The 21622-nt window shown below is 69.0% G+C and carries 23 protein-coding genes; 15 read left to right on the top strand and 8 right to left on the bottom strand.

The window, feature by feature from the left end; all coding sequences use genetic code 11:
- Positions 1–16 precede the first annotated feature (16 nt).
- Complete coding sequence (locus WEF05_08470; protein ID MEX1101915.1) at positions 17–442, bottom strand: hypothetical protein; 426 nt, start codon at positions 440–442, stop codon at positions 17–19.
- A gap of 49 nt (positions 443–491) precedes the next feature.
- Here WEF05_08470 and WEF05_08465 point away from each other — a divergent pair, with 49 nt between their 5' ends.
- Positions 492–1214 (top strand): PIG-L deacetylase family protein, encoded by a 723-nt coding sequence (locus WEF05_08465; GenBank protein ID MEX1101914.1) that lies wholly within the window; start codon positions 492–494, stop codon positions 1212–1214.
- 62 nt (positions 1215–1276) lie between these two features.
- Positions 1277–1774, top strand: coding sequence for a DUF5319 family protein (locus tag WEF05_08460; GenBank protein ID MEX1101913.1), 498 nt, complete (start codon positions 1277–1279; stop codon positions 1772–1774).
- 9 nt (positions 1775–1783) lie between these two features.
- On the opposite strand, the gene ligD is transcribed toward WEF05_08460, so the two are convergent.
- A complete protein-coding gene (ligD, locus tag WEF05_08455) occupies positions 1784–4312 on the bottom strand; it encodes a non-homologous end-joining DNA ligase (protein MEX1101912.1) in 2529 nt (842 codons plus the stop codon).
- Positions 4313–4436: 124 nt separating this feature from the next.
- Between ligD and WEF05_08450 the strand changes: the two genes are divergently transcribed.
- Genes WEF05_08450 through WEF05_08440 form a run of 3 tightly spaced genes read left to right on the top strand, consistent with a single transcriptional unit; the run spans position 4437 to position 8283 of the window.
- On the top strand, positions 4437–5399 hold the full coding sequence (locus WEF05_08450) for a Ku protein (GenBank protein MEX1101911.1): 963 nt from the start codon (positions 4437–4439) through the stop codon (positions 5397–5399).
- Between the two features lie 13 nt (positions 5400–5412).
- Positions 5413–5751 carry a P-II family nitrogen regulator gene (locus WEF05_08445; GenBank protein MEX1101910.1) on the top strand — a complete coding sequence of 113 codons (339 nt, stop codon included), beginning with the start codon at positions 5413–5415 and terminating at the stop codon, positions 5749–5751.
- A gap of 21 nt (positions 5752–5772) precedes the next feature.
- Positions 5773–8283 carry an ACT domain-containing protein gene (locus WEF05_08440; GenBank protein ID MEX1101909.1) on the top strand — a complete coding sequence of 837 codons (2511 nt, stop codon included), beginning with the start codon at positions 5773–5775 and terminating at the stop codon, positions 8281–8283.
- Positions 8284–8566: 283 nt separating this feature from the next.
- Here the strand turns inward: WEF05_08440 and WEF05_08435 are convergent, their stop codons facing one another.
- On the bottom strand, positions 8567–9736 hold the full coding sequence (locus tag WEF05_08435) for an adenylate/guanylate cyclase domain-containing protein (protein ID MEX1101908.1): 1170 nt from the start codon (positions 9734–9736) through the stop codon (positions 8567–8569).
- Between the two features lie 411 nt (positions 9737–10147).
- A complete protein-coding gene (locus WEF05_08430) occupies positions 10148–10867 on the bottom strand; it encodes a DUF72 domain-containing protein (protein ID MEX1101907.1) in 720 nt (239 codons plus the stop codon).
- Positions 10868–10881: 14 nt separating this feature from the next.
- On the opposite strand from WEF05_08430, the gene WEF05_08425 reads away from it, so the two are divergent.
- The 6 genes from WEF05_08425 (at position 10882) to WEF05_08400 (ending at position 14662) form a co-directional block, all read left to right on the top strand.
- A complete protein-coding gene (locus tag WEF05_08425) occupies positions 10882–11550 on the top strand; it encodes an alpha/beta family hydrolase (GenBank protein MEX1101906.1) in 669 nt (222 codons plus the stop codon).
- Positions 11550–11819, top strand: a complete 270-nt coding sequence (locus WEF05_08420; GenBank protein ID MEX1101905.1) for a hypothetical protein — start codon at positions 11550–11552, stop codon at positions 11817–11819. The genes WEF05_08425 and WEF05_08420 overlap by 1 nt, the downstream gene beginning before the upstream one ends.
- 44 nt (positions 11820–11863) lie before the next feature.
- Positions 11864–12298 carry a hypothetical protein gene (locus tag WEF05_08415; GenBank protein ID MEX1101904.1) on the top strand — a complete coding sequence of 145 codons (435 nt, stop codon included), beginning with the start codon at positions 11864–11866 and terminating at the stop codon, positions 12296–12298.
- Positions 12295–12954, top strand: coding sequence for a histidine phosphatase family protein (locus tag WEF05_08410; protein MEX1101903.1), 660 nt, complete (start codon positions 12295–12297; stop codon positions 12952–12954). The genes WEF05_08415 and WEF05_08410 overlap by 4 nt, the downstream gene beginning before the upstream one ends.
- 82 nt (positions 12955–13036) lie before the next feature.
- Entirely contained in the window at positions 13037–14017 is a 981-nt protein-coding gene (locus tag WEF05_08405; protein MEX1101902.1) for an NAD(P)-dependent alcohol dehydrogenase, read from the top strand.
- 261 nt (positions 14018–14278) lie between these two features.
- Positions 14279–14662 (top strand): SCP2 sterol-binding domain-containing protein, encoded by a 384-nt coding sequence (locus WEF05_08400; protein ID MEX1101901.1) that lies wholly within the window; start codon positions 14279–14281, stop codon positions 14660–14662.
- A gap of 16 nt (positions 14663–14678) precedes the next feature.
- On the opposite strand, the gene WEF05_08395 is transcribed toward WEF05_08400, so the two are convergent.
- Positions 14679–15140, bottom strand: coding sequence for a PaaI family thioesterase (locus WEF05_08395; GenBank protein ID MEX1101900.1), 462 nt, complete (start codon positions 15138–15140; stop codon positions 14679–14681).
- Between the two features lie 53 nt (positions 15141–15193).
- On the opposite strand from WEF05_08395, the gene WEF05_08390 reads away from it, so the two are divergent.
- Both WEF05_08390 and aroF read left to right on the top strand, forming a co-directional pair.
- Positions 15194–16357: a BMP family ABC transporter substrate-binding protein gene (locus WEF05_08390; protein MEX1101899.1), complete on the top strand. Its 1164-nt coding sequence runs from the start codon at positions 15194–15196 to the stop codon at positions 16355–16357.
- A gap of 250 nt (positions 16358–16607) precedes the next feature.
- Positions 16608–17624, top strand: a complete 1017-nt coding sequence (gene aroF, locus WEF05_08385; protein MEX1101898.1) for a 3-deoxy-7-phosphoheptulonate synthase — start codon at positions 16608–16610, stop codon at positions 17622–17624.
- A gap of 6 nt (positions 17625–17630) precedes the next feature.
- Here aroF and WEF05_08380 read toward each other — a convergent pair whose 3' ends face one another.
- Both WEF05_08380 and WEF05_08375 read right to left on the bottom strand, forming a co-directional pair.
- Positions 17631–18407 (bottom strand): hypothetical protein, encoded by a 777-nt coding sequence (locus tag WEF05_08380; GenBank protein ID MEX1101897.1) that lies wholly within the window; start codon positions 18405–18407, stop codon positions 17631–17633.
- Positions 18408–18465: 58 nt separating this feature from the next.
- Complete coding sequence (locus tag WEF05_08375) at positions 18466–19710, bottom strand: zinc-dependent metalloprotease (GenBank protein MEX1101896.1); 1245 nt, start codon at positions 19708–19710, stop codon at positions 18466–18468.
- 38 nt (positions 19711–19748) lie between these two features.
- Here WEF05_08375 and WEF05_08370 point away from each other — a divergent pair, with 38 nt between their 5' ends.
- Together WEF05_08370 and WEF05_08365 are read left to right on the top strand one after the other, a co-directional pair.
- Positions 19749–20174, top strand: coding sequence for a molybdenum cofactor biosynthesis protein MoaE (locus WEF05_08370; protein ID MEX1101895.1), 426 nt, complete (start codon positions 19749–19751; stop codon positions 20172–20174).
- Positions 20175–21182: a rod shape-determining protein gene (locus tag WEF05_08365; GenBank protein ID MEX1101894.1), complete on the top strand. Its 1008-nt coding sequence runs from the start codon at positions 20175–20177 to the stop codon at positions 21180–21182.
- Positions 21183–21195: 13 nt separating this feature from the next.
- Here the strand turns inward: WEF05_08365 and WEF05_08360 are convergent, their stop codons facing one another.
- Positions 21196–21531: a hypothetical protein gene (locus WEF05_08360; GenBank protein MEX1101893.1), complete on the bottom strand. Its 336-nt coding sequence runs from the start codon at positions 21529–21531 to the stop codon at positions 21196–21198.
- Between the last annotated feature and the right edge of the window lie 91 nt (positions 21532–21622).

The following is a 21622-nucleotide window of genomic DNA, read 5'->3' as shown; positions in this document are numbered from 1 at the left end:
GCACGATGATCGGCGATCAGACGGGGCCACCGCTGCGCGCACGCGCACGGACGAGCCGTCCGATCACCCACCTGCCGCCGAGGAAGGCGGCGAGAGCGATCGCGGCACCGAGTGCGCTCGCGACGAACGCGATCCAGAGGTTGTTGCTCGACAGATCGAAGGTTCTGCCCGCGAGTTCCTCTGCCGCGCGGATCCCCCAGATCACGATCCGGACGGGCAGCAGCAGGACCACACCCAGGACGCTGCTCACGAAGACGCGGGTCACCGCGAAGGGCTGCCCCTCCCACAGCACCGTGTAGCCGAGGAACCCCCACATCCCCCCGGCGGCGACGACGAGCGCGATCGCCGTCGCGGGCCGTTCGTCTCGGGGCAGGCCACGACGTGCCGACGCGGAGCTGGGGTCTGCACCCGGATCGACCGGCGGATCGGGGGATCGGTCCATGCGACAAGTGTGGTCCAGGATGTCGCCGACGTCTCGTACAGTGTTCGCCATGGCGTTCTCCAGCGCGCTCGTGATCTTCGCCCACCCCGACGACGCCGAGTTCATGGCCGGCGGAACCACCGCGAAGTGGGTCCGCGAGGGCACCGAGGTTCATTACTGCTGCATCACCGATGGCTCCGCCGGGTCCAACGAGCCCGGCGTGACCCGCGAGCAGGTCGCCCCCGTGCGCATGCGCGAGCAGCAGGCCGCGGCCGATGTGCTCGGGATCGAGAAGGTGCATTTCCTCGGCTACACCGACGGGATGATCGACGTCACCTTCGAGTTGCGTCGCGACGTGACCCGTGTGGTTCGCACGGTGCGCCCCGAGGTGATCCTCGCGCCCGACCCCCAGCGATTGTGGTTCGGCAACGGCTACATCAATCACTGGGACCACAAGGTCGCGGGCACGCTCGCCCTGTGTGCGGTGATGCCCGACGCGCCCACACGCGCCCAGTTCCCCGAGCTGCTAGACGAGGGGCTCGAGCCCTTCGAGATCGCGAACCTTTGGTTGTCCACGAGCGAGCCCGATACCTATGTGGACATCACGGACACGATCGACACGAAGATCGCGGCCCTGGCGCAGCACGCGTCCGAGGACGGAGGCGAGGCCGAGCCCTGGGTGCGCGAGCGTGGGCAGGTGACGGGAGCCGAAGCGGGGGGGTTCGCCTACGCGGAGGCCTTCAAGGCGTTCCGTTTCACCGACGACGAGCCGGAGGCGATCGAACCGGAGTAGGGTCGAGAGGTGCCGCGCCCGGGGGCGACTGCCCCGGCAGCACCTCATCCGAGGGGATGCAGATGGAGAACGAGGAGTCGCAGCAGCTCGATCCCCAGGAACGCGCCGACATCGAGGCCGATCTGGGCGACCTGCAGGGGATGTGGGACAACTTCGCGCCGCAGGGCGTCAAGGGCGTCGTGATCGCCTGCCCCGACTGCGGATCGAACCACTACTACGAGTGGGACCTGCTCTCGGACAACCTGCGCCACATGCTCGAGTTCGGCGAGCCCCGTATGCACGAGCCCGCGTTCGAGGTCCGCGAAGAGGAGTACATCCAGTGGGACTACGGCAAGGGGTACATTGACGCCCTCGCCGACAGCGGTCTCGAGGTCAAGGAGCTCGTCGAGATCACGCGCTGCCCGTGGTGCGAGACCCCGTTCCAGGAACATTTCCGGTATTGCCCGCGGTGCGGAGCCCAGCTCGCGGCGATCCGCCTCTACCTCGAGCTGCTCGATCGCGGGATGGAGGAACGCGACGTGCGCGCGCTCCTCGTCAAGGCCGGCTTCGAACCGTTCTGACCCCCGTCGTCAGCGGCTCAAAGCGGATTCCAGCACACAGTCCTCGGGACGCACGTCCGGGCGCATGCCCTTGAAGCTGGGAGCGCGCATCTTCTTGCCCCCGGCCGTCATCTCCAGGTACTCCACCTCGCACACGAGTTCGGGCTCGACGAAGGTCGCGCCCTTCACGGCGCTGAGTTCCGCATCGTCGATCGGGGCGGTCGCGCGTTCGAGGGGACGCAGCTCCTCGAGCAACAGCTCCAGGGTCCGTTCGGTGAAGCCGCTGCCCACCTGACCCACCCATCGCAGGTCGCCGTCGACGAAGGCACCGACGAGCAATGCTCCGAAAGAGCCCGTGCGCCCTCCCTGCCCGGGGGTCCAGCCAAGGATCACGCAGTCCTGGCTGTTGCGCAGCTTGATCTTGCGCCAGTCGGGACTGCGCCGGCCGGCACGGTAGCGAGAGCCGAGACGCTTCGCGATCACACCCTCGAGGCCCTGCGCCTCGGCGGTCGTCGTGAACGCGTTGCCGTCGCCCTCGACATAGGGAACGAGCTGGATCCGCTCGTCCTGCTCGACGATCGTCTCGAGCAGCTCGCGCCGCTGCTCGAGCGCGAGCTCGGTCGTGTCGTAACCGTCGAGCCACAGCAGGTCGAACACGGCATACGCCACCGGGATCTTCGTCGTCATCCGCTTTATCTCGCGTTCGTTCCGCAGGTTCATCCGCTGCTGGAGCGCCTCGAAGGAGTTCCTCCCGGCGTCGTCGAACGCGACGATCTCCCCGTCGAGCACCGCGTTCACCTGGTTCACCATCTCGTGGATCATGTGCAGCTCGGGATACTGCTCGGTGACGGTCCGTCCGGTGCGGGTGACCAGGGCGGTCTCGCCGGTCTCCATCCGTGCGAGCGCGCGGATCCCGTCGAACTTCGGCTCGAAGCGCCAGGCGGTGTCGTCGAAGGCCTGCCACCCGCCCTCGGCGAGCATCGGCTGCATGCCCCCCGAGGGTGACGCGATCGGCGGAGCGTCCTGGGCGCTCGCGAGCAGGGCGAGCCAGTCGGTGCGGGTCTTCACGAAGTGGAACTCCAGACCGGGGTACCGGCGACCGTGCAGGCGGAAGCTCACCTTCTTGTCGTCCCACTCGATCGTTTCGTACCAGCCGGCGTCGAAGATGCGGACCTCGCCGGCGCCGTAGTGACCCTCCGGGATCGTTCCCTCGAACGAGCCGTACTCCAGGGGATGGTCCTCGGTGCGCACCGCCAGCCGCTTGTCGCCCCTCGCGATCGGGAGGCCTCGGGGAACCGCCCACGAGGGGAGCGCGCCGTCGCGCTCCAGCCGGACGTCGTAGTGCAGCCGTGTCGCGCGATGCTTGTGGATCACGAACGAGTTCCCCTCGCCGGTCGCCTCGCCCGGAGCGGGCTCGGGCGTTGCATCGAAGTCGCGCTTGCGCAGGTACTCCGCGAGCTTCGGATCCTTCGAGGCCGCGATCACCTCCTCGCTCGTGCGACCTCCGACCGATGAGCCGGTGCGTCCGGAGGGTTGCGCTCCCGGATCCGCGTCCGGATCGAGCGGGACGCCGAGTGCCTCGAACGCGCCGTCGATCACCTGCGGCGAGGTCCGTACGCCCTCGAACAGATCCCCGACGCGGGTGAACCGCTCCCACACGTTGTCGATCCGGAAGTCCTGCGGAACGAACCCGCCCTCCTCGACCTCGTCCCACGTCAGCGGCGTCGACACGGGCGCCCGAGGCTCGGGGCGCAGGCTGTAGGCGGCGGACAGATTGGCGCCCGAGCGGTTCATGTTGTGGTCGATGAAGACCTTGCCGGTGCGATTCTCGATCTTCCACGCCATCGTGACGTGCTGGGGATCTGCCTTCTCGATCAGGCGTCCGGCGGCGCCGACGAGCGCGCGCGTTTGTTCGTAGGTGTACCGGCCGGGCTCGAGCGGAACGAAGATCTGCACCCCCGTCGCTCCGGAGGTCTTCGGGTAGCCCACGATCCCGAGCTGATCGAGGACGATCTTCACGTGGCGCGCGACCGAGAGGACGTCCTCGAAGGTATAGGGCTCGAACGGGTCGAGATCGAAGAACAGGTAGTCGGGATGTGCGACGTCGACGCAGTGCGAGTGCAACGGGTGGAACTCGATGCATCCGAGGTTGGTCACGAACAGCAGTCCCGCCGCGTCGGCGATCATCAGGTAGTCGATCACGCCCTTGCGAGACTCCTCGCTCTCGACCGGGCACCGTTCGATCCACTCCGGCGTGTGCGACGGGGCCGATTTCTCGTAGAAGAAGTCACCGTCGATGCCGTTGGGCATCCGCTTCATCGTCAGGGGCCGTCCGGCGAGGTGCGGAACGATCAGGGGCTCGACGTTGCGGTAATAGGCGAGCAGGTCGCCCTTCGTGTAGCCCTCGTCCGGCCAGAAGAGCTTGTCGAGGTTCGACAGACGCAGCTCGCGACCGCCGACCTCGAGCCACCACGCGTCGCCGTCCTTGGCCGCCGCGAGCGGCTCGGGGAACTCGATCGTGAAGGGCCGTCCGGCCGATCGGCCGCGTTTGGTTGCCATCGCGCGCGATGGTAGCGGGGCACGGCACCGGCGACGACCTGGTGTTTCGTCGCGTCGGGGCTCGGGGATAGACTGGGAACGACCCCCACGGGCGTGGGGGTTCCGCTTCCCCGGGAGGCTCGTCATGCCCAGATCGATGTGGAAAGGGGCCATCTCTTTCGGCCTCGTGACGATCCCGGTCGCCGTGTACCCGGCGACCGAGGAGAAGTCGCTGAAGTTCAACCAGCTCCATGAGAAAGACCTCGGACGGATCCGCTACAAGCGGGTGTGTTCGGTCGACGGTGAGGAGGTGCCCTTCGACGAGATCGTGAAGGGGTTCGAGTACGAGAAGGACCACTACGTCACCCTGACCGACGATGACTTCGACGCGATCCCGGTCGAGTCCTCGCGTGCGATCGACATCCATCAGTTCGTCGACCTCGAAGAGATCGATCCGATGCTCTACAAGAAGTCCTACTACCTCGTTCCCGAGGAGACCGGGGCGAAGGCCTACGCCCTGCTCCGCGAGGCGATGGCCTCCGAGAGCAAGGTCGGCATCGCGAAGGTCAGCTTCCGCGACAAGGAACACCTCGCCGCGCTCCGCTTCGTCGACGACGCCTTCGTGCTCGAGACGATGTACTGGCCCGACGAGATCCGGGCCGCCGAGTTCGACGGCGTCAACGTCGATCAGAAGGTGCGCACGCAGGAGCTCGAGATGGCCAAGCAGCTGATCGACAACCTGACGAGCGACTGGAGCCCGGAGCAGTTCACCGACGAGTACCGCGAGGCGATGCTCCAGATCGTCGAGAAGAAGATCGCCGGCGAGGAGATCGAGGTCGTCGAGTCCGAGGCGCCGGCCAAGGTGGTCGATCTGATGCAGGCGCTCAAGGCCTCGGTCGCGAAGGCCAAGACGGGTTCAGGCGACGCGGCGGATGACGACCACGAGGTGGCATCCGGGCCGAAGCGCTCGGCCGCGAAGGCGGTCGGTGCGAAGAAGCCGCCGGCGAAGAGGGCCTCAGCGAAGAAGTCGGCCGCCAAGAAGTCCGCGGCCAAGAAGTCCACCGCGAAGAAGACCACCGCGACGCGAAAGAAGGCCGTCGGCGAGTGAACGCAGCCCGCCGATGAAGCTCGTCGTCGCGATCGTGAAACCGCACGTGCTCGACGCCGTCAAGGAGGCCCTCCGGGACGTGGGGGTCAACGGGTTGACGACGACCGACGTCGAGGGGTTCGGGCGCCAGCGCGGACACACCGAGGTCTATCGCGGCGCGGAGTACCAGGTCGACTTCGTCCCCAAGGTGAAGGTCGAGGTGGCGGTCGACGACGATCAGACCCAGGGCGTGGTCGATGCGATCACGAAGGCCGCCCGCACCGGGAAGATCGGTGACGGGAAGATCTGGGTCGTTCCGATCGAGACGGTCGTCCGGATCCGCACCGGAGAGATGGGCCCCGACGCCCTCTAGGGCGCGGCCCGCGGAATCGGGATGAGCACGGGCGCCGCCCCCGTCCCGGCGCCCGCGGTGGCCCGGCTCCTCGACGAGATCGCGGCCCTCGATCGCGCCTACTCCGCCGGACACCACGGTCGCTGGTCGGCGCGACGTCGCGCGGAGCTCGTCGACACGTGTCTTCGGGAGCTGTTCGGCGGGCATGTGGACGCAGGCCCCGTCGCCCTCGCGGCGCTCGGCGGATACGGGCGCGGCGAGCTGACCCCGGGCTCGGACATCGACCTGCTGCTGCTCCACGACGGGGAGCATCCCCAGCAGGTGGCCGCGCTCGCCGAGGCTCTGCTGTATCCGTTGTGGGACAGCGGTTTCGTCGTCGGTCACGCGGTACGCACGCCGGAGGATTGCCTCGTCTACGCCGTGGGCCGGATCGACGCCGCGACCGCGATGCTCGACGTCCGCACGCTCGCCGGCGATGAGGTGCTCGTCGATCGGATGCGCGAGCTGGTCTACGGCTGGGTCCGGGAGGATCCACGCGGGTTCGCGGTGCGTCTGCGGGAGGCGATGCTCGAACGGCACGAACGCTACGGCACCGTCTCCTCCCACCTCGAGCCCGACGTGAAGGAGGGCAGCGGCGGGCTGCGAGACATCCAGACCCTCGGCTGGCTCGCCTCCGTCGCGGGAGAGTCGGCCGACGAACCGACGCTCGACGGGGTCGGGCTGGTCCGCGGAGCCGAGCGGGAGGAGATCGAGGCCGCCGCGGAGTTCCTCACGCGCGTCCGGAGCGCCGTGCACCTTCAGACCGGGTCCCGGACCGACCGGCTGCTGCTCGATCGCCAGCCCGACGTCGCGCGCGAGATGGGCTTCACCGGTCGGCCGGGACTTCCCGCGGTCGACGGTCTTATGCGGCAGGTGTTCATCCATGCCCGGCAAGTCGAGCACGTCGTCGGGTGCGTGCTCGAGCGGTTCCTGGGAACGGAGGCTTCCGGCGGCGACCCCGAACCGACGCCCGAGGGCGTCCTCGAGGCGTTCGCCTCGGCGGCCGAGCAAGCAGGTGCGCTCTCACCCACCCTGCTCGACCGGATCGAGGCGATCGCGTTGCCCGAGCCCGTCGTGTGGACGCCACCGGTGCGCGACGCGTTCCTGCGGATCCTCCGCTCGCCGGGAGGGGGCGTCGCTGTGCTCGAGGCGATGGACCGCGTCGAGGTCCTCGAGCGATTCGTTCCCGCATGGGGACCGGTCCGCTGCCGCCCGCAGCGCGATCCCTACCACCGGTACACCGTGGACGTGCACCTGCTCGAGGCGCTCTCGGGGATCGCGCGCATGCTGGACGCGGCCGACGAGGGCACCGAGCCCGAGGACTCACTGGCCGCCGAGCTGCTGCCGCTGGTCGCCGATCACGACGGGTTGCTGCTCGGCGCGCTTCTGCACGACATCGGCAAGACGGGGGAAGGACGACACGTTCCCGTCGGAACGCGGATCGCCGCGGAGGCCTTGCGGTCGATGGAGATCGCCGAGCCGACGCGAACGCTCGCCACGTTCATGGTCGAACAGCACCTGCTGCTCCCCGACACCGCCACCCGTCGAGACCTGGGCGACGAGGACCTGATCCTGTCGGTCGCCGCCACGGTCGAGAGTTCGAACCGGCTCGCCGCGCTCTACCTGCTCGCGATCGCCGACGCCGGCGCGACCGGCCCGCACGCGTGGACCCCCTGGCGCCGGACGCTCGTGCGTGAACTCGTCCGCAAGGTCCGACACGTGCTCGAGCGGGGCGAGATGACCGCGGGCGCCGCCGAGCGGCTCGTCGACCGCTCGAACGCGATCCGCTCCCTACTCACTGCCGAGGACCCGGCAGGCGTGGAAGCGTTCCTGGAACGCATGCCGCCGACCTACCTCCTCGTCGTCGAGCCGGAGCACGCCGCTGCGCACTTCCGGTTGCTCGCCTCCCCGATGGGCGCGAACGAGGTCCGCACGCACGCCGAACCCGGTCCGCGTCCGCAGATCCACCGGCTCGCCGTGATGGCGGTGGATCGCCACGGACTGCTCTCGCTGGTGGCGGGCGCGCTCTCGCTCGCCGGGTTGTCGATCCTCTCGGCCCAGGTCTTCACGACCGAGGACGACGTGGCCGTCGATCTGTTCGAGGTCGAGGGTCGGTTCGAGGGTGACCTCGGGGAGGAACGTTGGCGCGAGTTCCGCTCGACCCTGCGCGCCGCGATCGAGGGACGAACTTCACTCGAGCACCGCGTCGCGGAGAAGCGGCGGCACTACCCGGTGCCCCGCCCGCGCACGCCGGTCGAGGTCACGGTCGACAACGCGGCCTCGGACTTCTTCACCGTGATCGAGGTGGGCGCGCCCGATCGCCTCGGCCTGCTCTACGACATCACCCGCACCCTGGCCGAGCTCGGCCTCGACGTGCACCTGGCCAAGGTCGCTACCTACGGCGAGCGGGTGATCGACGCCTTCTACGTTCGCGACACGATCGGACGCAAGATCGTCGAGGAAGCCGAGCGCGCGGCGATCGAGCGGATCCTCGCCGAACGCGCGGCGCCCTGAGCCGGCGACCCACCGACCATCGAGTCGCGCCTTGCGTCACTCCTTGGAGCGCAAGATGTGTTCGAGGCGCTTGGCCATCTGTGGACTGGCCCCGAGATCTTCGTGCTTGAAGTGATCGCGGTATGGCCCAGATACATTGCAGCACAACGGCACTCTAGCACTGGGTAGTGCTCCGTATCAAGCCTCCCGCGACCAGCGGTTACACATTTCTCGCGGCGCTGATGTTGCCCAAAGTGTTGCCTGATTGGCTTTAGTTCGTCCTCCGAACGATGTGTCGCCGAAGTCAGTTCGCCGCCCGATACAGGCGCCAGGTGTCCGGAACGCCTTTCAGCTCGTGCTCGCCAGCGTCCTCGAAGGCCAGCCCGGATCCGGCGACCAGGTCCTTGACCGTCTGCGAGACGAGCACTTCGTTCGGACCGGCGAGCGCCGCGACCCGCGCGCCGATGTGTACGGCGATACCTCGAACGTCATCGCCTGACAGCTCCACTTCGCCCGTGTGGCAGCCGGCTCGGATGTCCAACCCGAGCGAAATGACCGCCTCCACGATGGCCTCTGCGCATCGAACCGCGCGCGCGGGGCCATCGAAAGTAGCGAGAAGTCCATCGCCGGTTGTGTTTACGTAGCGTCCGCGGAACCTATCGATCTCTGCCTTCGCCTTCTCGTCGTGGACCGCTAGCAGCTCCTTCCATCGGGCGTCGCCGAGCTCGGCGGCCTTCTCGGTCGACCCAACGATGTCGGTGAAGAGAACCGTGGCGAGCACGCGGTGGGCATCCTTGGTTGCCCGAGTGCCCGTGACGAACGCCTCGATCTCAGCCAGGACCGACCCTTGGTCTCCGGCCCACGGGAAGGAGTCGATGCCGGGGAGCTCGACGAACGTCGCCCCGGCGATCCGGTCGGCGACGTCGCGGCCTCCCTCGATCGGGACGTCTCGATCCCCTGTCCGGTGCAGCACGAGCGTCGGCACATGGATCGCCGGGAGCATGCCGCGCAGGTCGAGCGTGGCCATCCATCGTGAATAGGCCTCTTCGGTTCCCGGACTCGCGCTCTGCCGAAGGAGCCGCGAGTACCAGCGGACCATGCGATCGTCGTTCGCCACCGAAGGAGCCAGCTCCCGGAGCCACCGGCGTGCGTATCCGTCCGTCCCCCAGAAGCTCTCGCGCTCGGAGGCCCACACATCCATGGCCGACGGCTCGTACCCCCACGGATAGTCGGGCGCTCTCAGCACCTTCGCCCGCGTCGCGTACAAGATCAGCGCGCGGGTGCTGTCAGGGTTCGCGGCCGCGAAAACGGATGCGAGCGCCGCACCATCGTCGCCGTGACCGAACAGGACCGCCTGCTCCGAGCCCGCCGCCTCCATCACGGCGCGGACGTCATCGATCCGCACCTCGAGCGTGAAGAGATCGAGATCGACGGTCCGGTCGGAAAGGCCGCTCCCGCGCTTGTCGAAGAGCAGCAGCCGCGAGAACGCGGAGAGCCGCTCGAGGAATCGGGCGCAGAGGGGGTTCTCCCATTGCAGCTCGACGTTCCAGATCCAGTCGCAGATGAAGACGAGATCGACCGGTCCGTCGCCGACGACCTGATAGGCGATGTGGACGTCCCCGCTCTTCGCGAACCGGATCTCAGGGATGTCGATGTCAGGTCACCAACCCGGTAGAGCCGCCCCGGTCGGGGACGCCCTTCAGCGCGTGCTCGCCTACGCCTTCGAACGAAAGACCACTGCCTGCGACGAGGCCCTTCACGGTCTGCGACACGAGGACCTCGTTGGGTTCTTCACGTCGTCAGTCTCGTTCGCGCTGGACGCCAGGTGCAAGTTGTTGCCCAGACTGTTGCCCAGTCCTCGGTCCCGCAAGAGGTCACATCTGCTTCATGCTTTGGAGCGCAAGATGTCTTCGAGACGCTTCGCCATCTGTGGACTGGCCCCGAGATCCTCATGCTTGAAGTAGCAGAAGACATCATTGCCGTTTGCGAGGGTCTCGCCGATCCGCTCGGCCCAGGCCGCAAGCTCCTCGTCGGTGTAGGCGGTCTTGCGCAGTCGCAGGAACCCGAACGGCTCCCAGGCGAGGTCGTCCTCACCGGGATCCTGTTCGTCGGTCTCCGCGACGCACCAGGCGACACCCTGGTCGAGGAGCAGCTCGCGCGCCGCGCGCCACGAGGGGTGGCGGAACTCGATCGCGCAGCGGGGTGCGGGGGGCAGGTAGCCGACGAAGGACTCGATCAGCGCGCGGTCGTAGTGCAGGCTAGGCGGGCACTGGAACAGCACGCAGCCGAGTCGGTCACCAAGCTTGCCCGCCACCTCGAGGAACGCCCGGACATCCTCGTCCGCGTCGTGGAGCTTTCGGAAATGGGTGATGCGCTGGTTGGCCTTCAGCGTGAAACGGAACTCCGGTGGGGTCAGCTCCACCCAGTTGGCCACCGTCTTCTCCGAGGGGAACCGGCGGAAGGTGTAGTTGATCTCGACCGAGTTCAGTTTGCTCGCGTAGTACGAGAGCATCTCCCGGTTCTTCAGCCCCTCCGGGTAGAAGACGTCGTGCTTCCACTCGTCGTAGCTGTACCCGGAGGTACCGAGATAGAGCGTGCCGGACATGGCAGCATGATGGCATGCCGTCGCCCGAACAGCGCATCTCGATCGAGACCCCCGCAGGCACCGTAGCCGGGGTCCTCGCCCTGCCGCGGGGCGCGGTCGCCCTCGTCGTGCTCGCGCACGGGGCGGGCGGGAACATGGACGGGCCGTTCCTGTCCGGGTTCACGCGGGCGCTGAACGCCGACGGGATCGGGACGCTCCGTTTCAATTTCCGCTACAGCGAGATCGGCAGACGCGCGCCGGACCCGGAGCGGACACTGCGAGCGGTGTGGATCGCCGCGTTCGACGAGGCGACGCGGCACGCAAAGCGACGCCCGGTGTTCGCCGGCGGGAAATCCCTCGGCGGAAGGATCGCTTCGATGTGCACCGCCGATGACGAGATCTCACCATCCGGGCTCCTGTTCCTGGGGTATCCGCTGCATCCGCCGGGAAAGCCGGAGAAGCTGCGCGACGCGCACCTGGGCGAGGTCGGCGTCCCGATGTTGTTCCTGCAAGGGACCAAGGACCCGTTCGCCAAGCCAACGATCCTCGCTCCGGTGCTGAGACGCCTGGGTCGTCGCGCCGAGCACGTGGAGATCGACGGGGGCGATCACTCGTTCCGGGTCCGGGGGGCCAAGCGCGACGATCGGGAGATCGGAGCCTCCCTCGCCGAGCCCGCGGCCGCCTTCATCCGGCGCGCGATCTGATGCCGCGGCGCAACCGGCGAGACCGCTCCTCGGACGCGCCGCCGCAACGACCGGAGCGCCGCTCGGATCCGCCGTCCTGGACGCTCGCCTCCGGCGAGGACGTGCGCCAGGTCGTCGGCGACAAGCCGTACCGGTGTCCGGGGTGCGACCACCAGATCCGCGTGGGATTGTGGCACCTGGTGGTGGTGCCTGCCGCGGATGCGGACGCACGGCGTCACTGGCACACCGAGTGCTGGCGCTCGGAGCTGCGCCGCACGGGCACCCTCTAGCGGGCTCCCCGGGGGGTCCCCTGGCCACGGCTATCATCGCGAGCGTGAGCACCGAGGCAGGAGGCGCGGCGGCGCGTGAGGTCCACGCGACGATGTGGGAGCAGCGCAGCGGGCGATGGGCCGCGTTGCTGGACGAGCCGTTCACCGAGGTCGAGGCCGACACCCGGGCCGGCTGCCTCCGCCGGCTCCGCGCCGTCGCGGGCGCGGCCATCCTGCTCGTCGAGGTGATCCCGCCGCTGGCCGGGGTCGCCGAGGCCGCGGCGATCCTGGGCTGGGACAAGCGTCGGGTGATCACCTACCTCGACCGCGGCGCGTTCCCGCAACCGCTGATCGCGCTGGCCTCGGGACGGATCTGGCTCCGCGAGGACGTCGAGTCGTTCGCGAACGCGTGGCACGAGAAGCAGGCTCGCCGGAAGGGTGAGCCCGATCCGGTCGCCGCGTCGCTCCGTCACCATCCCGCGGGGAGCGCGCGGGGGTGAGCCAACCGCGGTTGCTGTTCCTGATCCGGCACGGTCGGTCGGACTTCGATTCGAACGATCTCGGCGACGTCGGGCGCGGACCCCAATGGGACCCGCCGCTCGGCGAACGCGGACGCGAGCAAGCGGAGCTGCTGGCCAGGCGCCTGCTCCTGATGAACCCGCGCCCCGTTGCCGTTTACTCCTCCACGATGCGCCGGGCGCGCGAGACGATCGCTCCGTATCTGGCCCGCTCGGGGAGCGAGGCGACCTATCTCGACGACCTCGCGGAGGCGCATGTCGGGGATTGGGAGAACCGCGGGTTCGAGGAGCTGCTCGCGTCGGACGAGACCCTGTTGCACGCGTTCCGAACGGAAGACTCGATGTGGAGCACCGCCCCGGGTTCGGAACCGGTCGGAGATCTCCGCAGGCGGGTCGGCGACGCGATCGATCGCATCGTTGCCGCCCACCCCGATGGGAACGTCGCCGTCGTGTGTCACGGCGGGGTCATCAACGCCTACCTCGGTCCGCTGCTCGGTCTGACCGAGCAGGCGATGTTCTTCCTGCCGGAGAACACCTCGGTCAACACGGTGACCCTCGACGGCGAGGATCGGATCGTGCGGTTCCTCAACGACGTGCGACACGTGACGGAGCCGCGTCTGTACGACGACGACACGTGAGCTGCCGCTCCAGCCGGGGTGTGGCATGCTCGAGCCACGGGTGCCTTCCACCGATCCCGTACATCCGATCCAGGGGGCACCGATGAAGGCGATCGTCCAAGAGCGGTTCGGTCCACCGGACGTCCTGCAACTCGTGGACACCGACCCGCCCGAGGTCGGGGCAGATGACGTCCTGATCCGAGTGCGCGCGGCTGCCCTCAACCCGGCCGACTGGCACATCGTGCGAGGCGATCCGCTCGTCGCGCGCCTCATGGGGGTGGGGGTGGGGCTGACCAAGCCGAAGGCCCGGGTGGCGGGGAGCGACGCGGCGGGCGTGGTCGAGGCGGTCGGCGCGAACGTGCGCGGGCTGCGGATCGGCGACGAGGTGCTCGGCTTCTGTCGGGGCGCGTTCGCCGAGTACGCATGCGCCGCGGCGGACATGGTGGTGCCGAAGCCGGCGAGCCTGACCTTCGAGCAGGCGGCCGCGATCCCCATCGCGGCGACGACCGCCTTGCGCGGGATCCGCGACGTGGGCGCGGTGAAGGCCGGTCAGCCGGTGCTCATCAACGGGGCCGGCGGCGGGGTGGGCAGCTTCGCGGTGCAGATCGCGGCGGCGCTGGGCGCCGAGGTCACGGGGGTGTGCAGCACGCGGAACGTCGAGCTGGTGCGCTCGATCGGCGCCGCGCACGTCGTCGACTACACGATGGAAGACTTCACCGCCGGGCCGACGCGTTACGACATGATCCTCGACAACGTGAGCAACCTGCCCCTCGCCCAGCTGCGCAGGGCGCTCACGCCGAAGGGGACCCTGGTGCTCAACGGGGGCGGTTCGCCCGGTCACGTGTTCGGACCGATCGCCGCCATCCTCAAGGCGGTCGTGGCGAACCTGTTTGTCTCGCAGCGGTTGCGCCCGCTCCCGTCGAAACAGGATCGGGAGGAGCTGCTCGCCGTGACCGAGCTCGTCGACGACGGGAAGCTCACGCCGATCGTCGACCGAACCTGCTCACTTGCGGATACGGCCGAGAGCTTGAGCTATGTAGAGCAGGGCCACGCGCGCGGCAAGGTCGTCGTCACCGTGGCGTGAGATGAGCACAGGCAACTCCCGATTGGTGCCGTTGACTCGTGAAGCATCTTGAAGGCACAGAGCCGATCACGACCTCGATAGATATCAGAAGTAGTCAGTAACCGGCAGGAACAACATCGGTCACCCTCAAGGACCACGGTCGCGCCCTGACCGGCATCACGGGAGGCGTTGTTATGCTGCCCCGGCTCGCCCCGCGGGGCCAGCCCGGTGCCGCACTTCGTTCGTCGACAGATCGCCGAGAGGCCGACAGGAGGTCCGTCCGTGGCCGTGAAGTTCCTCTCCTCGGGATGGGCCGACGAGCTCAAGCGCCGGCTGAACGAGGATCCGGCCGTCGCGGCGGCGCTCGGTGACGCCTCCGTGACGATCCAGCAGACGATCGCAACCAACGACGGCTCGGTGGAGTACTGGCTGTCGGTCGCCGGCGGCGCTGTCGACCTCGGGATCGGATCGGTCGAGGCACCCGACGCAACGATCGTCCAGGACTACGCAACCGCGGTCGGGCTCGCGAAGCGCGAGGTGAATGCCGTCACCGCGTTCATGATGGGCAGGATCAAGGTGCACGGTAACGTGGGAACGCTCATGGGACTCCAGCCGGCCCTCGGCCTGTTGTCGGAGCACATGCTCGCGATGGACATCGAGTACTGATCGAGCGACGGCCCGCCTAGGAGGGAGGCGTTCCCTCCCGGTCGGGACGAGCGCGCAACACGATGAACGTCGCGCTCGCGCGAGCGAGCAGCCGTCCCTCGCCGTCTCGCACGTCCGCCTCTCCGTACCCCGTCTGCCGGCCAGCCTTCACCGCGCGACCGATCGCCCGTACGGGCCCTGCTTTGCCGGGCGCCAGATAGTTCACGGTGAGCGAGCCGGTGACGTGGCTGTTGCCCGGACGGTGGCGCGTGCGAACGGCCAGTCCCATCGCGGTATCCGCGAGCGTCGCGATCATTCCGCCGTGGAGGATGCCGAGCAGGTTCAGGTGATGTTCCTGCGTGTCGAGCTCGATCTCGACCTCGCCGTCCTCGACGCGGACGAGGGAGATCTGCGCCCACTCGTGGAACACCGAACGTGCCATCCGGTCCTCGATCTCCCGGATCGCCGCCTCGAGCCGCTCGCGTGCCGCCTGCTGCATACGGCGCGTAGTCTCGCACGCGGTCGCGGCCGCGGCCGCCGAGAGGAGGAACGATGACCCGGGCACGACCGCGCGGGCGGATGGCCGCTCTCGCGACGGCCGCGACGCTCATGCTCGCCGCCTGTACCCGAGGGTCGGCCCCCGAGCCCGCGACCTCGGCGCCACCGGGGGACTCCACCGCCGCTCCCGGCACCCTGACGGTGGCGCTCGTGCTCGCCGCCGGCGGAACGGATCCCGGAAGCGTGAACGCGTCCGCGATCGAGGGGCTCGATCGTGCCGTGGATGCGGGCGCGGTCGCACGTTCGGACACCGAGGTGTTCGAACCGAACGTCCGCGGTACCGATCGCCGCGCGGTACTTGCCCGGGCCGCTGACAGCGGTGCGCGTCTGGTCGTTGCGATCGGTCCCGCGTACTCCCGCGCGGTCGACCGCGTGCGCCGCGACCATCGCCGACAGCTGTTCGCCGTCGTCCAGGGCGACGCGGTGCCCGCGCCGAACGTCGCCAACCTCGGGTTCGCGGTGAACGAGGCCGGGTTCCTCGCGGGCGCGGCGGCCGCGATGAAATCGAAGACGGGCACCGTGGGGTTCCTCGGCGGACAGTCGGGCACAGGGCTCGTCGAGCGAGCGCAGTCCGGGTTCGAGGCGGGCGCGCGTGAGGTCGATCCCGACGTGGGCATCCTCGTCTCCTACCTGGGGACCGATCCCGAGGCGTTCGCGGACCCGGATGCCGGGCGCGCGGTCGCGGCATCGATGTACGCGAACGGCGCGGACGTGATCGCCCACTACGCGGGGGCGTCCGGCATGGGGTTGTTCGCCGCGGCCACGGAGCTGCAACGACTCGCGATCGGCTCGGACGTCGACGAGACGGCGCTCGTTCCGGAGGACGAGCAGGAAGTGATCCTCACCTCCGCGGTCGACCGGGTGGACGTCGCGGTCGAGGATGTCGTACGGGCGGCGGCTTCGGACACCTTCGTCGGTGGGTTCCACGCGTTCGGCCTGGCCGAAGGAGGCGTGGACTACGCGGTGAACGAGGTGAACGCGACGCCGCGGCTGCTCTCGGATGCGATGCGCCTGCGGCTGGACGAGCTCGCCGCACGCGTGGCGGCCGGCGAGATCGTCGTGCCGCTCGAGCCCGACGTCGAACCGGAGGTCCCCGGCGCTGTCGACCCGACGACGGGCCCGATACCCTCGGACGCCCCCGTGGCCACCCCCTCGTGAGCCGGATGCCCGGGTCGGCACCGTCGGGCGACGGTCGCCGGGACGCCCCGAGGGTTGCCATCGCCCCAGCTCGCCCGCACAATAGAGGCGATGCGAGGCGCCCGCGACGATCGCCGGTTTCCCTACTTCGGGCACAGCCCGGGGTAGGCGCCTGCCGCATCCACACCGCAGGGGACCCCGGGCCGACCGACCCGGGGTTCTTTCTTGAGCCCCGGACGTTCCATCGGAGCTGAAGACGAGGAGCAGGCAGATGGTCGTGGTGATGAAGTTCGGGGCGACGGACGAGCAGATCGCCGCCGTGGCAGAGATGGTCCGCGAGGCGGGCGGCGAGGCGTTCGTCTCCCGGGGCACCGTGCACACGATCATCGGGCTCGTCGGCGACACCGCGCGGTTCCAGGGACTCGAGCTGCAGCAGCTCGAGGGCGTCGACCACGTGATCCAGGTCGGCAAGCCCTACAAGATGGTCGCGCGCGACCTGCACCCGGACACGACGACGGTGAAGATCGGGCACGTGCCGATCGGCCGCGACTCGTTCACGCTGATCGCCGGACCCTGCGCGGTCGAGAGCGAAGAGCAGGCTCTCGCCGCGTGCCGCGCCGCCGCCGACGCGGGGGCAACAGTCCTTCGGGGTGGTGCCTACAAGCCGCGGACCTCGCCGTACTCGTTCCAGGGACTGGGGGAACGCGGGCTCGCGATCCTGACGCAGGTGCGCGAGGAGCTCGGCCTGCCGATCATCACCGAGGTCGTCGACGCGCGGCACGTCGAGCTCGTCGCCCAACACGCGGATGCGCTCCAGATCGGGACCCGGAACATGCAGAACTTCGAGCTGCTCAAGGAAGTCGGGCAGGCGCGCAAGCCGGTCATGGTCAAGCGCGGCCTCTCGAGCACGATCGAGGAGTGGCTCATGGCCGCCGAGTACGTCGCGCAGCGCGGCAACTCGGAGGTGATCCTGTGCGAACGCGGGATCCGCACCTTCGAGACAGCGACGCGGAACACGCTCGACCTCGGGGGGATGCTCGTGGCGCAGAACGAGAGCCACCTGCCCGTGATCGTCGATCCGTCGCACGCGAGCGGCATCCGCGAGCTCGTCGCGCCGCTCGCCCTCGCGGCCGCCGCGGCGGGGGCCGACGCGGTGATGATCGACACCCATCCCGACCCCGCGAAGGCGCTCTGCGACGGACCCCAGGCGCTCACGTCCGAGGCGTTGAAGGAACTGGGCGATCAGCTCCGGGCGGTCAGCGGTGCGATCGGCCGGACCTGGGGCTGACCGAGGTCACGCGTTCCCGACGATCGGTGTGAGCTCGGCGATGTCGACCGAGCCACGCCATCGTTGCAGCGACTCGGCGGGAGGGCCCAATCGGCTGCGTCGCCGGTCGACGAGCGCCTTCGCAGCCTCCTCCCACTCGGGACCGACCAGGAGCCGGACAGACGCCGGGAACGCGTCGAGGGAGGTGTCGCGACCCTTCCGGCGGGTCACGACCTGCAGCTCCTTCACGCCGGGGATGCCGGGGATGCTCTGTTCCTGCGGGCCGCTCTCCTTCTGCGAGAGCAGCAGGATCTTGCCGTTCCTGTAGGCGAACCAGGCGGGCACCTGCCGGTGCGGGTCGCCCTCGACGCCGACCCAGATCACGTCCGACTTCTTCAGCCCCTCTTCGACCTCTTTCGGGAGTTTCGTGGGGGCCTGCTGGACATGGATCGGCACATCGATCTCGCCCACGATCTCGTCGTCGATCATGAACGACACGAGGTAGGTGCCGGTCTCGTCGAAGAAGGCGTCGTCGATCGTGTCGCCATAGACCGTGAGGTCCATCGAGCCGACCATCCGGCGCGCGTGAGGGCCGTGACGCCAGATCGTCCGTCCCGACGGACCGATGAACCGAACCTCCTCGTTCACGAAGCCCGTCGGAACCTTCCAGGCTCGGTAGATCGTGAAGGGGAGCGCGCGGCCCGGTTGGTTCAGCAGGTACACGCCGTCGGGACCGTTCTCCCCGTACACGCCGAAGACGCGCTGGTCGATCACTCCTGCGGCGACGAGCTCCCCTGCGGCCATCTCGGGCGCTGATGATAGCGGGTGGGGACCGCCCCGCCCGGCGAAGCCCCGGTCCCGGCTACGCGCTGCGGGCGAGCCAGAGGCGCGGCTCTTCGATCTCCGGCAACGAGGGCAGCGCCTCGCCCGAGGACCACATCGTCGTAAGCGTCGGCTCGTCGGTGAGCTCCACGACGGTGTCGCAGAAGACGCGGCCCTGCCGGTACTGGTCGCGTTTCATCTCGATACCGAGCAGCCGTTCGAACACCGGATCGTGCACCTCGGTCTCCCGGTAGCGCCGCATCGCCTCGGAGATCCGCGGGTAGCCGGCGAGCAGCTTGGCCCCGAGCACATGCATCACGTGGTCGCCGTAGCCTTCGGCCGCTGCCATGAACGCCTGGATCCGGCCGAGCTTCAGACGTTGCTCGTCGTCGAGCACGGTGCCGAACAGACCGTCGCCCTCCTCGACCGCGCGCCGCATCGCCTCGGGGTCGGCCGGGTCGATGCCGGCCATGCGCTCGCGCAGTTGATCCGCGTCGACCTCCATCGTCGAGAGGAAGTCGGCGAGCAGCTCGCGGAAACGCGGCGCCGCCCACGGCCGCGCGAACTCGAACCGGTGCGTGACCTCGTGGATCGCGATCAGGGTTCGGAAATCGGTGGGGGACAGGCTCCAGTCCTGTTCGAAGGCCGCGATGTTCGGAACCACGAACAGCAGCGCTCCCGGCTCGGGTCGCGGCACGGCGACGTCGTACTGACCGAGCACATGCTGTCCGAGGAAGCCGAGCGTCTGGCCGACCTGGGTTCCCATCATCAGGGGGGAGAACATCGTCACGGCTTGCTGCAACTGCTGCTCGAACCCCGGCGGCAGTTGCGACCGGAGTTCCTCGGGGAGTTGCGCGGCGAGATCGCCGCCGCCCTGTGCCGACGCGAGGGTCTCGGTGACGCGGCCGGCGGCCGGCTCGAGGAGCTCCCGCAGGCCGGTGAGGTTCTCCTCGACCCACGTCGCCCGGCGCACCGCGCGCACCTGCGCGACGTCGGTGGGGGCGTCGAGTCCCGTGAGCTCGGCGATCTGCAACTCGGCCACGCGGACCGCGCTCACGAACCCGGCGCCGTCTTCGTCGGTCGGTTCGGGGTCGGGCTTGCCTTCTTGCGCGGTGGCGATGCCGACCTGCCGGGCGAGCTCCCAGTTGATCGGCCCGTCCGATGCGGCCATGACCCGTTGGATCTCGCGGAACAGGGGGGTGTCGGCGAACGCGTCCGGGTCCCCGCCACCGAACCCGAAGCCACCGGATCCCGAGCCGCCGCCGCCGCCGTCCGCATCTCCCATACCGGCCATGCTAGGACAGACCCCGTAGCATGACGGCCGTGCCCGACCTGCTCATGGTCCGTGTCACGTCCGAGGTGCTCTCCGTCGACGAGGCGGTGCGCTTCGTTTCCGACCCCGCGGCGGGCGCGACCTGCGTGTTCCTGGGAACCGTCCGGCACCGATCCGACGCTGGCGAGGTCACCGGTCTTACCTACGAGGCCTGGGAGGACGAGGCACGCTCTCGCCTGGAAGCGGTGGGTCGGGAGATGCTCGATCGCTGGCCGACCACGGGGACGGCGCTGCTGCATCGGACGGGCTCGCTCGGGGTCGGCGAGATCTCGGTCGTGATCGCCGCCTCGGCGCCGCACCGGCCCGAGGCGTTCGAGGCGTGTCGGCACGGGATCGAACGGATCAAGCAGGATGTGCCGATCTGGAAGAAGGAGGCCCTCACCGGTGGCGAGGCGCATTGGGTGATGGGGTCGTAGATGGGACGCGACCTCGCGATCGATCTCGGGACGGCGAACACCCTGATCTACCGTCAGGGCGACGGGCTCGTGCTGAACGAGCCCGCAGTCGTTGCGCTCGATGGCAACACCGGCGAGGTCGTGGCGCTCGGGGAGGCCGCGTGGCAGGCGATCGGCGGGACGCGCGGAAGCGTCGTCGCGATGCGTCCGATGCGCCACGGCGTCATGACCGAGTACGACATCACCGAGAAGATGGTCAACGCGATGCTGCGTCGGATCGGACTGTCACGGTTCCCGCGGCCCCGGATCCTCGTATGCGTTCCGTCGTCGAGCTCACCGGTCGAGCGCCGAGCCGTCGAAGAAGCGATCGTGCGCGCCGGTGGGCGCAACGTCGTGCTCGTCGAGGAACCGCTCGCGGCCGCGATCGGATCGAACCTGCCGATCCACGAGCCGATCGGGAACCTGATCGTCGACATCGGGGGCGGGAACTCCGAGATGGCCGTGATCTCGATGGGTGGCATCGTGGCCGGATCGTCGGTCCGCGTCGGCGGGTTCGACCTCGACTCGGCGATCCAGGAGCACCTTCGCGCCGAGTACAACATCGCGATCGGCGAGAAGACGGCCGAGGAGCTGAAGATCGCGATCGGATCCGCGTTCCCCTTGCCGCAGGAGCGGGCCGCGATCGTTCCCGGCCGCGACCTGGGAACGGGCGGCACCGTCGAGCTGGAGATCAACGAACGCGAGGTGCGCCAGGCGATGGGCCCGCCGATCGCCGGAATCGTGGAGGCCGCTCGCGGGATCCTCGCCGCGGCGCCCGCCGAGCTGACCCACGACGTGCTCGAGACCGGCATCTTCCTCGCGGGCGGGGGAGCGCTGCTGCGTGGGATGGACATGCTGCTCGCCCAGGAGTGCGAGGTCCCCGTGCACGTGGCCGAGGACCCGTTGCAGACCGTCGTTCGCGGCGCCGGCGTGATGCTCGAGCATCTGTCGGACTACCAGAGCTCGTTCCAACTCGTTCGGCCCCGGTAGGGAGAGGCCGGGCTCAGCCCCCGAAGTAGCTCTCGAGCGCCCATCCGAACAGTCGTCCCCCGCCCACGACCACGAGCATCAGCACGATCGCCGAGATCGCGACCAACAGCAGGAGACCCAGCAGCCCGAGCAGTCGCGCGCGCAGCGGCGTCCTGATGACCGAGACGGGCAGGAACGTCGTGCCGGGGATCGCCGAGAGCCGAACCGTCCGGGGGACCGCCCCCGGGTCGGCCTCTGTGCCCCCCGCCACGGGGGCCCGCGGGACGTCGGTGCCTGTCACCTTCAAGGCCAAGACGTACACGAGCGCACCCGCGATCAGCGAGACCGCGAGCACAGCGCCTACCCACATCTCGTCGTCACCCTCCTCGTGCGGGCCCTAAGCCTAGCGGCACGGTCGGGCCCGGGAGCCCTTCCCGCCCAGAAGCACCGGGACGGATCGG

The sequence above is a fragment of the Actinomycetota bacterium genome (assembly GCA_040881665.1).
Classification (GTDB): Bacteria; Actinomycetota; UBA4738; order UBA4738; family HRBIN12; genus JBBDWR01.
Note: the sequence above shows the minus strand (reverse complement) of the source record. Positions and strands in the feature narration are given on the sequence as shown.

Bases quoted from the DNA above. Each gene is read 5' to 3' on its own strand.
- WEF05_08470 (MEX1101915.1), bottom strand. From the start codon at position 442: ATGGACCGATCCCCCGATCCGCCGGTCGATCCGGGTGCAGACCCCAGC.
- WEF05_08465 (MEX1101914.1), top strand. From the start codon at position 492: ATGGCGTTCTCCAGCGCGCTCGTGATCTTCGCCCACCCCGACGACGCC.
- WEF05_08460 (MEX1101913.1), top strand. From the start codon at position 1,277: ATGGAGAACGAGGAGTCGCAGCAGCTCGATCCCCAGGAACGCGCCGAC.
- ligD (MEX1101912.1), bottom strand. From the start codon at position 4,312: ATGGCAACCAAACGCGGCCGATCGGCCGGACGGCCCTTCACGATCGAG.
- WEF05_08450 (MEX1101911.1), top strand. From the start codon at position 4,437: ATGCCCAGATCGATGTGGAAAGGGGCCATCTCTTTCGGCCTCGTGACG.
- WEF05_08445 (MEX1101910.1), top strand. From the start codon at position 5,413: ATGAAGCTCGTCGTCGCGATCGTGAAACCGCACGTGCTCGACGCCGTC.
- WEF05_08440 (MEX1101909.1), top strand. From the start codon at position 5,773: ATGAGCACGGGCGCCGCCCCCGTCCCGGCGCCCGCGGTGGCCCGGCTC.
- WEF05_08430 (MEX1101907.1), bottom strand. From the start codon at position 10,867: ATGTCCGGCACGCTCTATCTCGGTACCTCCGGGTACAGCTACGACGAG.
- WEF05_08425 (MEX1101906.1), top strand. From the start codon at position 10,882: ATGCCGTCGCCCGAACAGCGCATCTCGATCGAGACCCCCGCAGGCACC.
- WEF05_08420 (MEX1101905.1), top strand. From the start codon at position 11,550: ATGCCGCGGCGCAACCGGCGAGACCGCTCCTCGGACGCGCCGCCGCAA.
- WEF05_08405 (MEX1101902.1), top strand. From the start codon at position 13,037: ATGAAGGCGATCGTCCAAGAGCGGTTCGGTCCACCGGACGTCCTGCAA.
- WEF05_08395 (MEX1101900.1), bottom strand. From the start codon at position 15,140: ATGCAGCAGGCGGCACGCGAGCGGCTCGAGGCGGCGATCCGGGAGATC.
- WEF05_08390 (MEX1101899.1), top strand. From the start codon at position 15,194: ATGACCCGGGCACGACCGCGCGGGCGGATGGCCGCTCTCGCGACGGCC.
- aroF (MEX1101898.1), top strand. From the start codon at position 16,608: ATGGTCGTGGTGATGAAGTTCGGGGCGACGGACGAGCAGATCGCCGCC.
- WEF05_08380 (MEX1101897.1), bottom strand. From the start codon at position 18,407: ATGGCCGCAGGGGAGCTCGTCGCCGCAGGAGTGATCGACCAGCGCGTC.
- WEF05_08375 (MEX1101896.1), bottom strand. From the start codon at position 19,710: ATGGGAGATGCGGACGGCGGCGGCGGCGGCTCGGGATCCGGTGGCTTC.
- WEF05_08365 (MEX1101894.1), top strand. From the start codon at position 20,175: ATGGGACGCGACCTCGCGATCGATCTCGGGACGGCGAACACCCTGATC.
- WEF05_08360 (MEX1101893.1), bottom strand. From the start codon at position 21,531: ATGTGGGTAGGCGCTGTGCTCGCGGTCTCGCTGATCGCGGGTGCGCTC.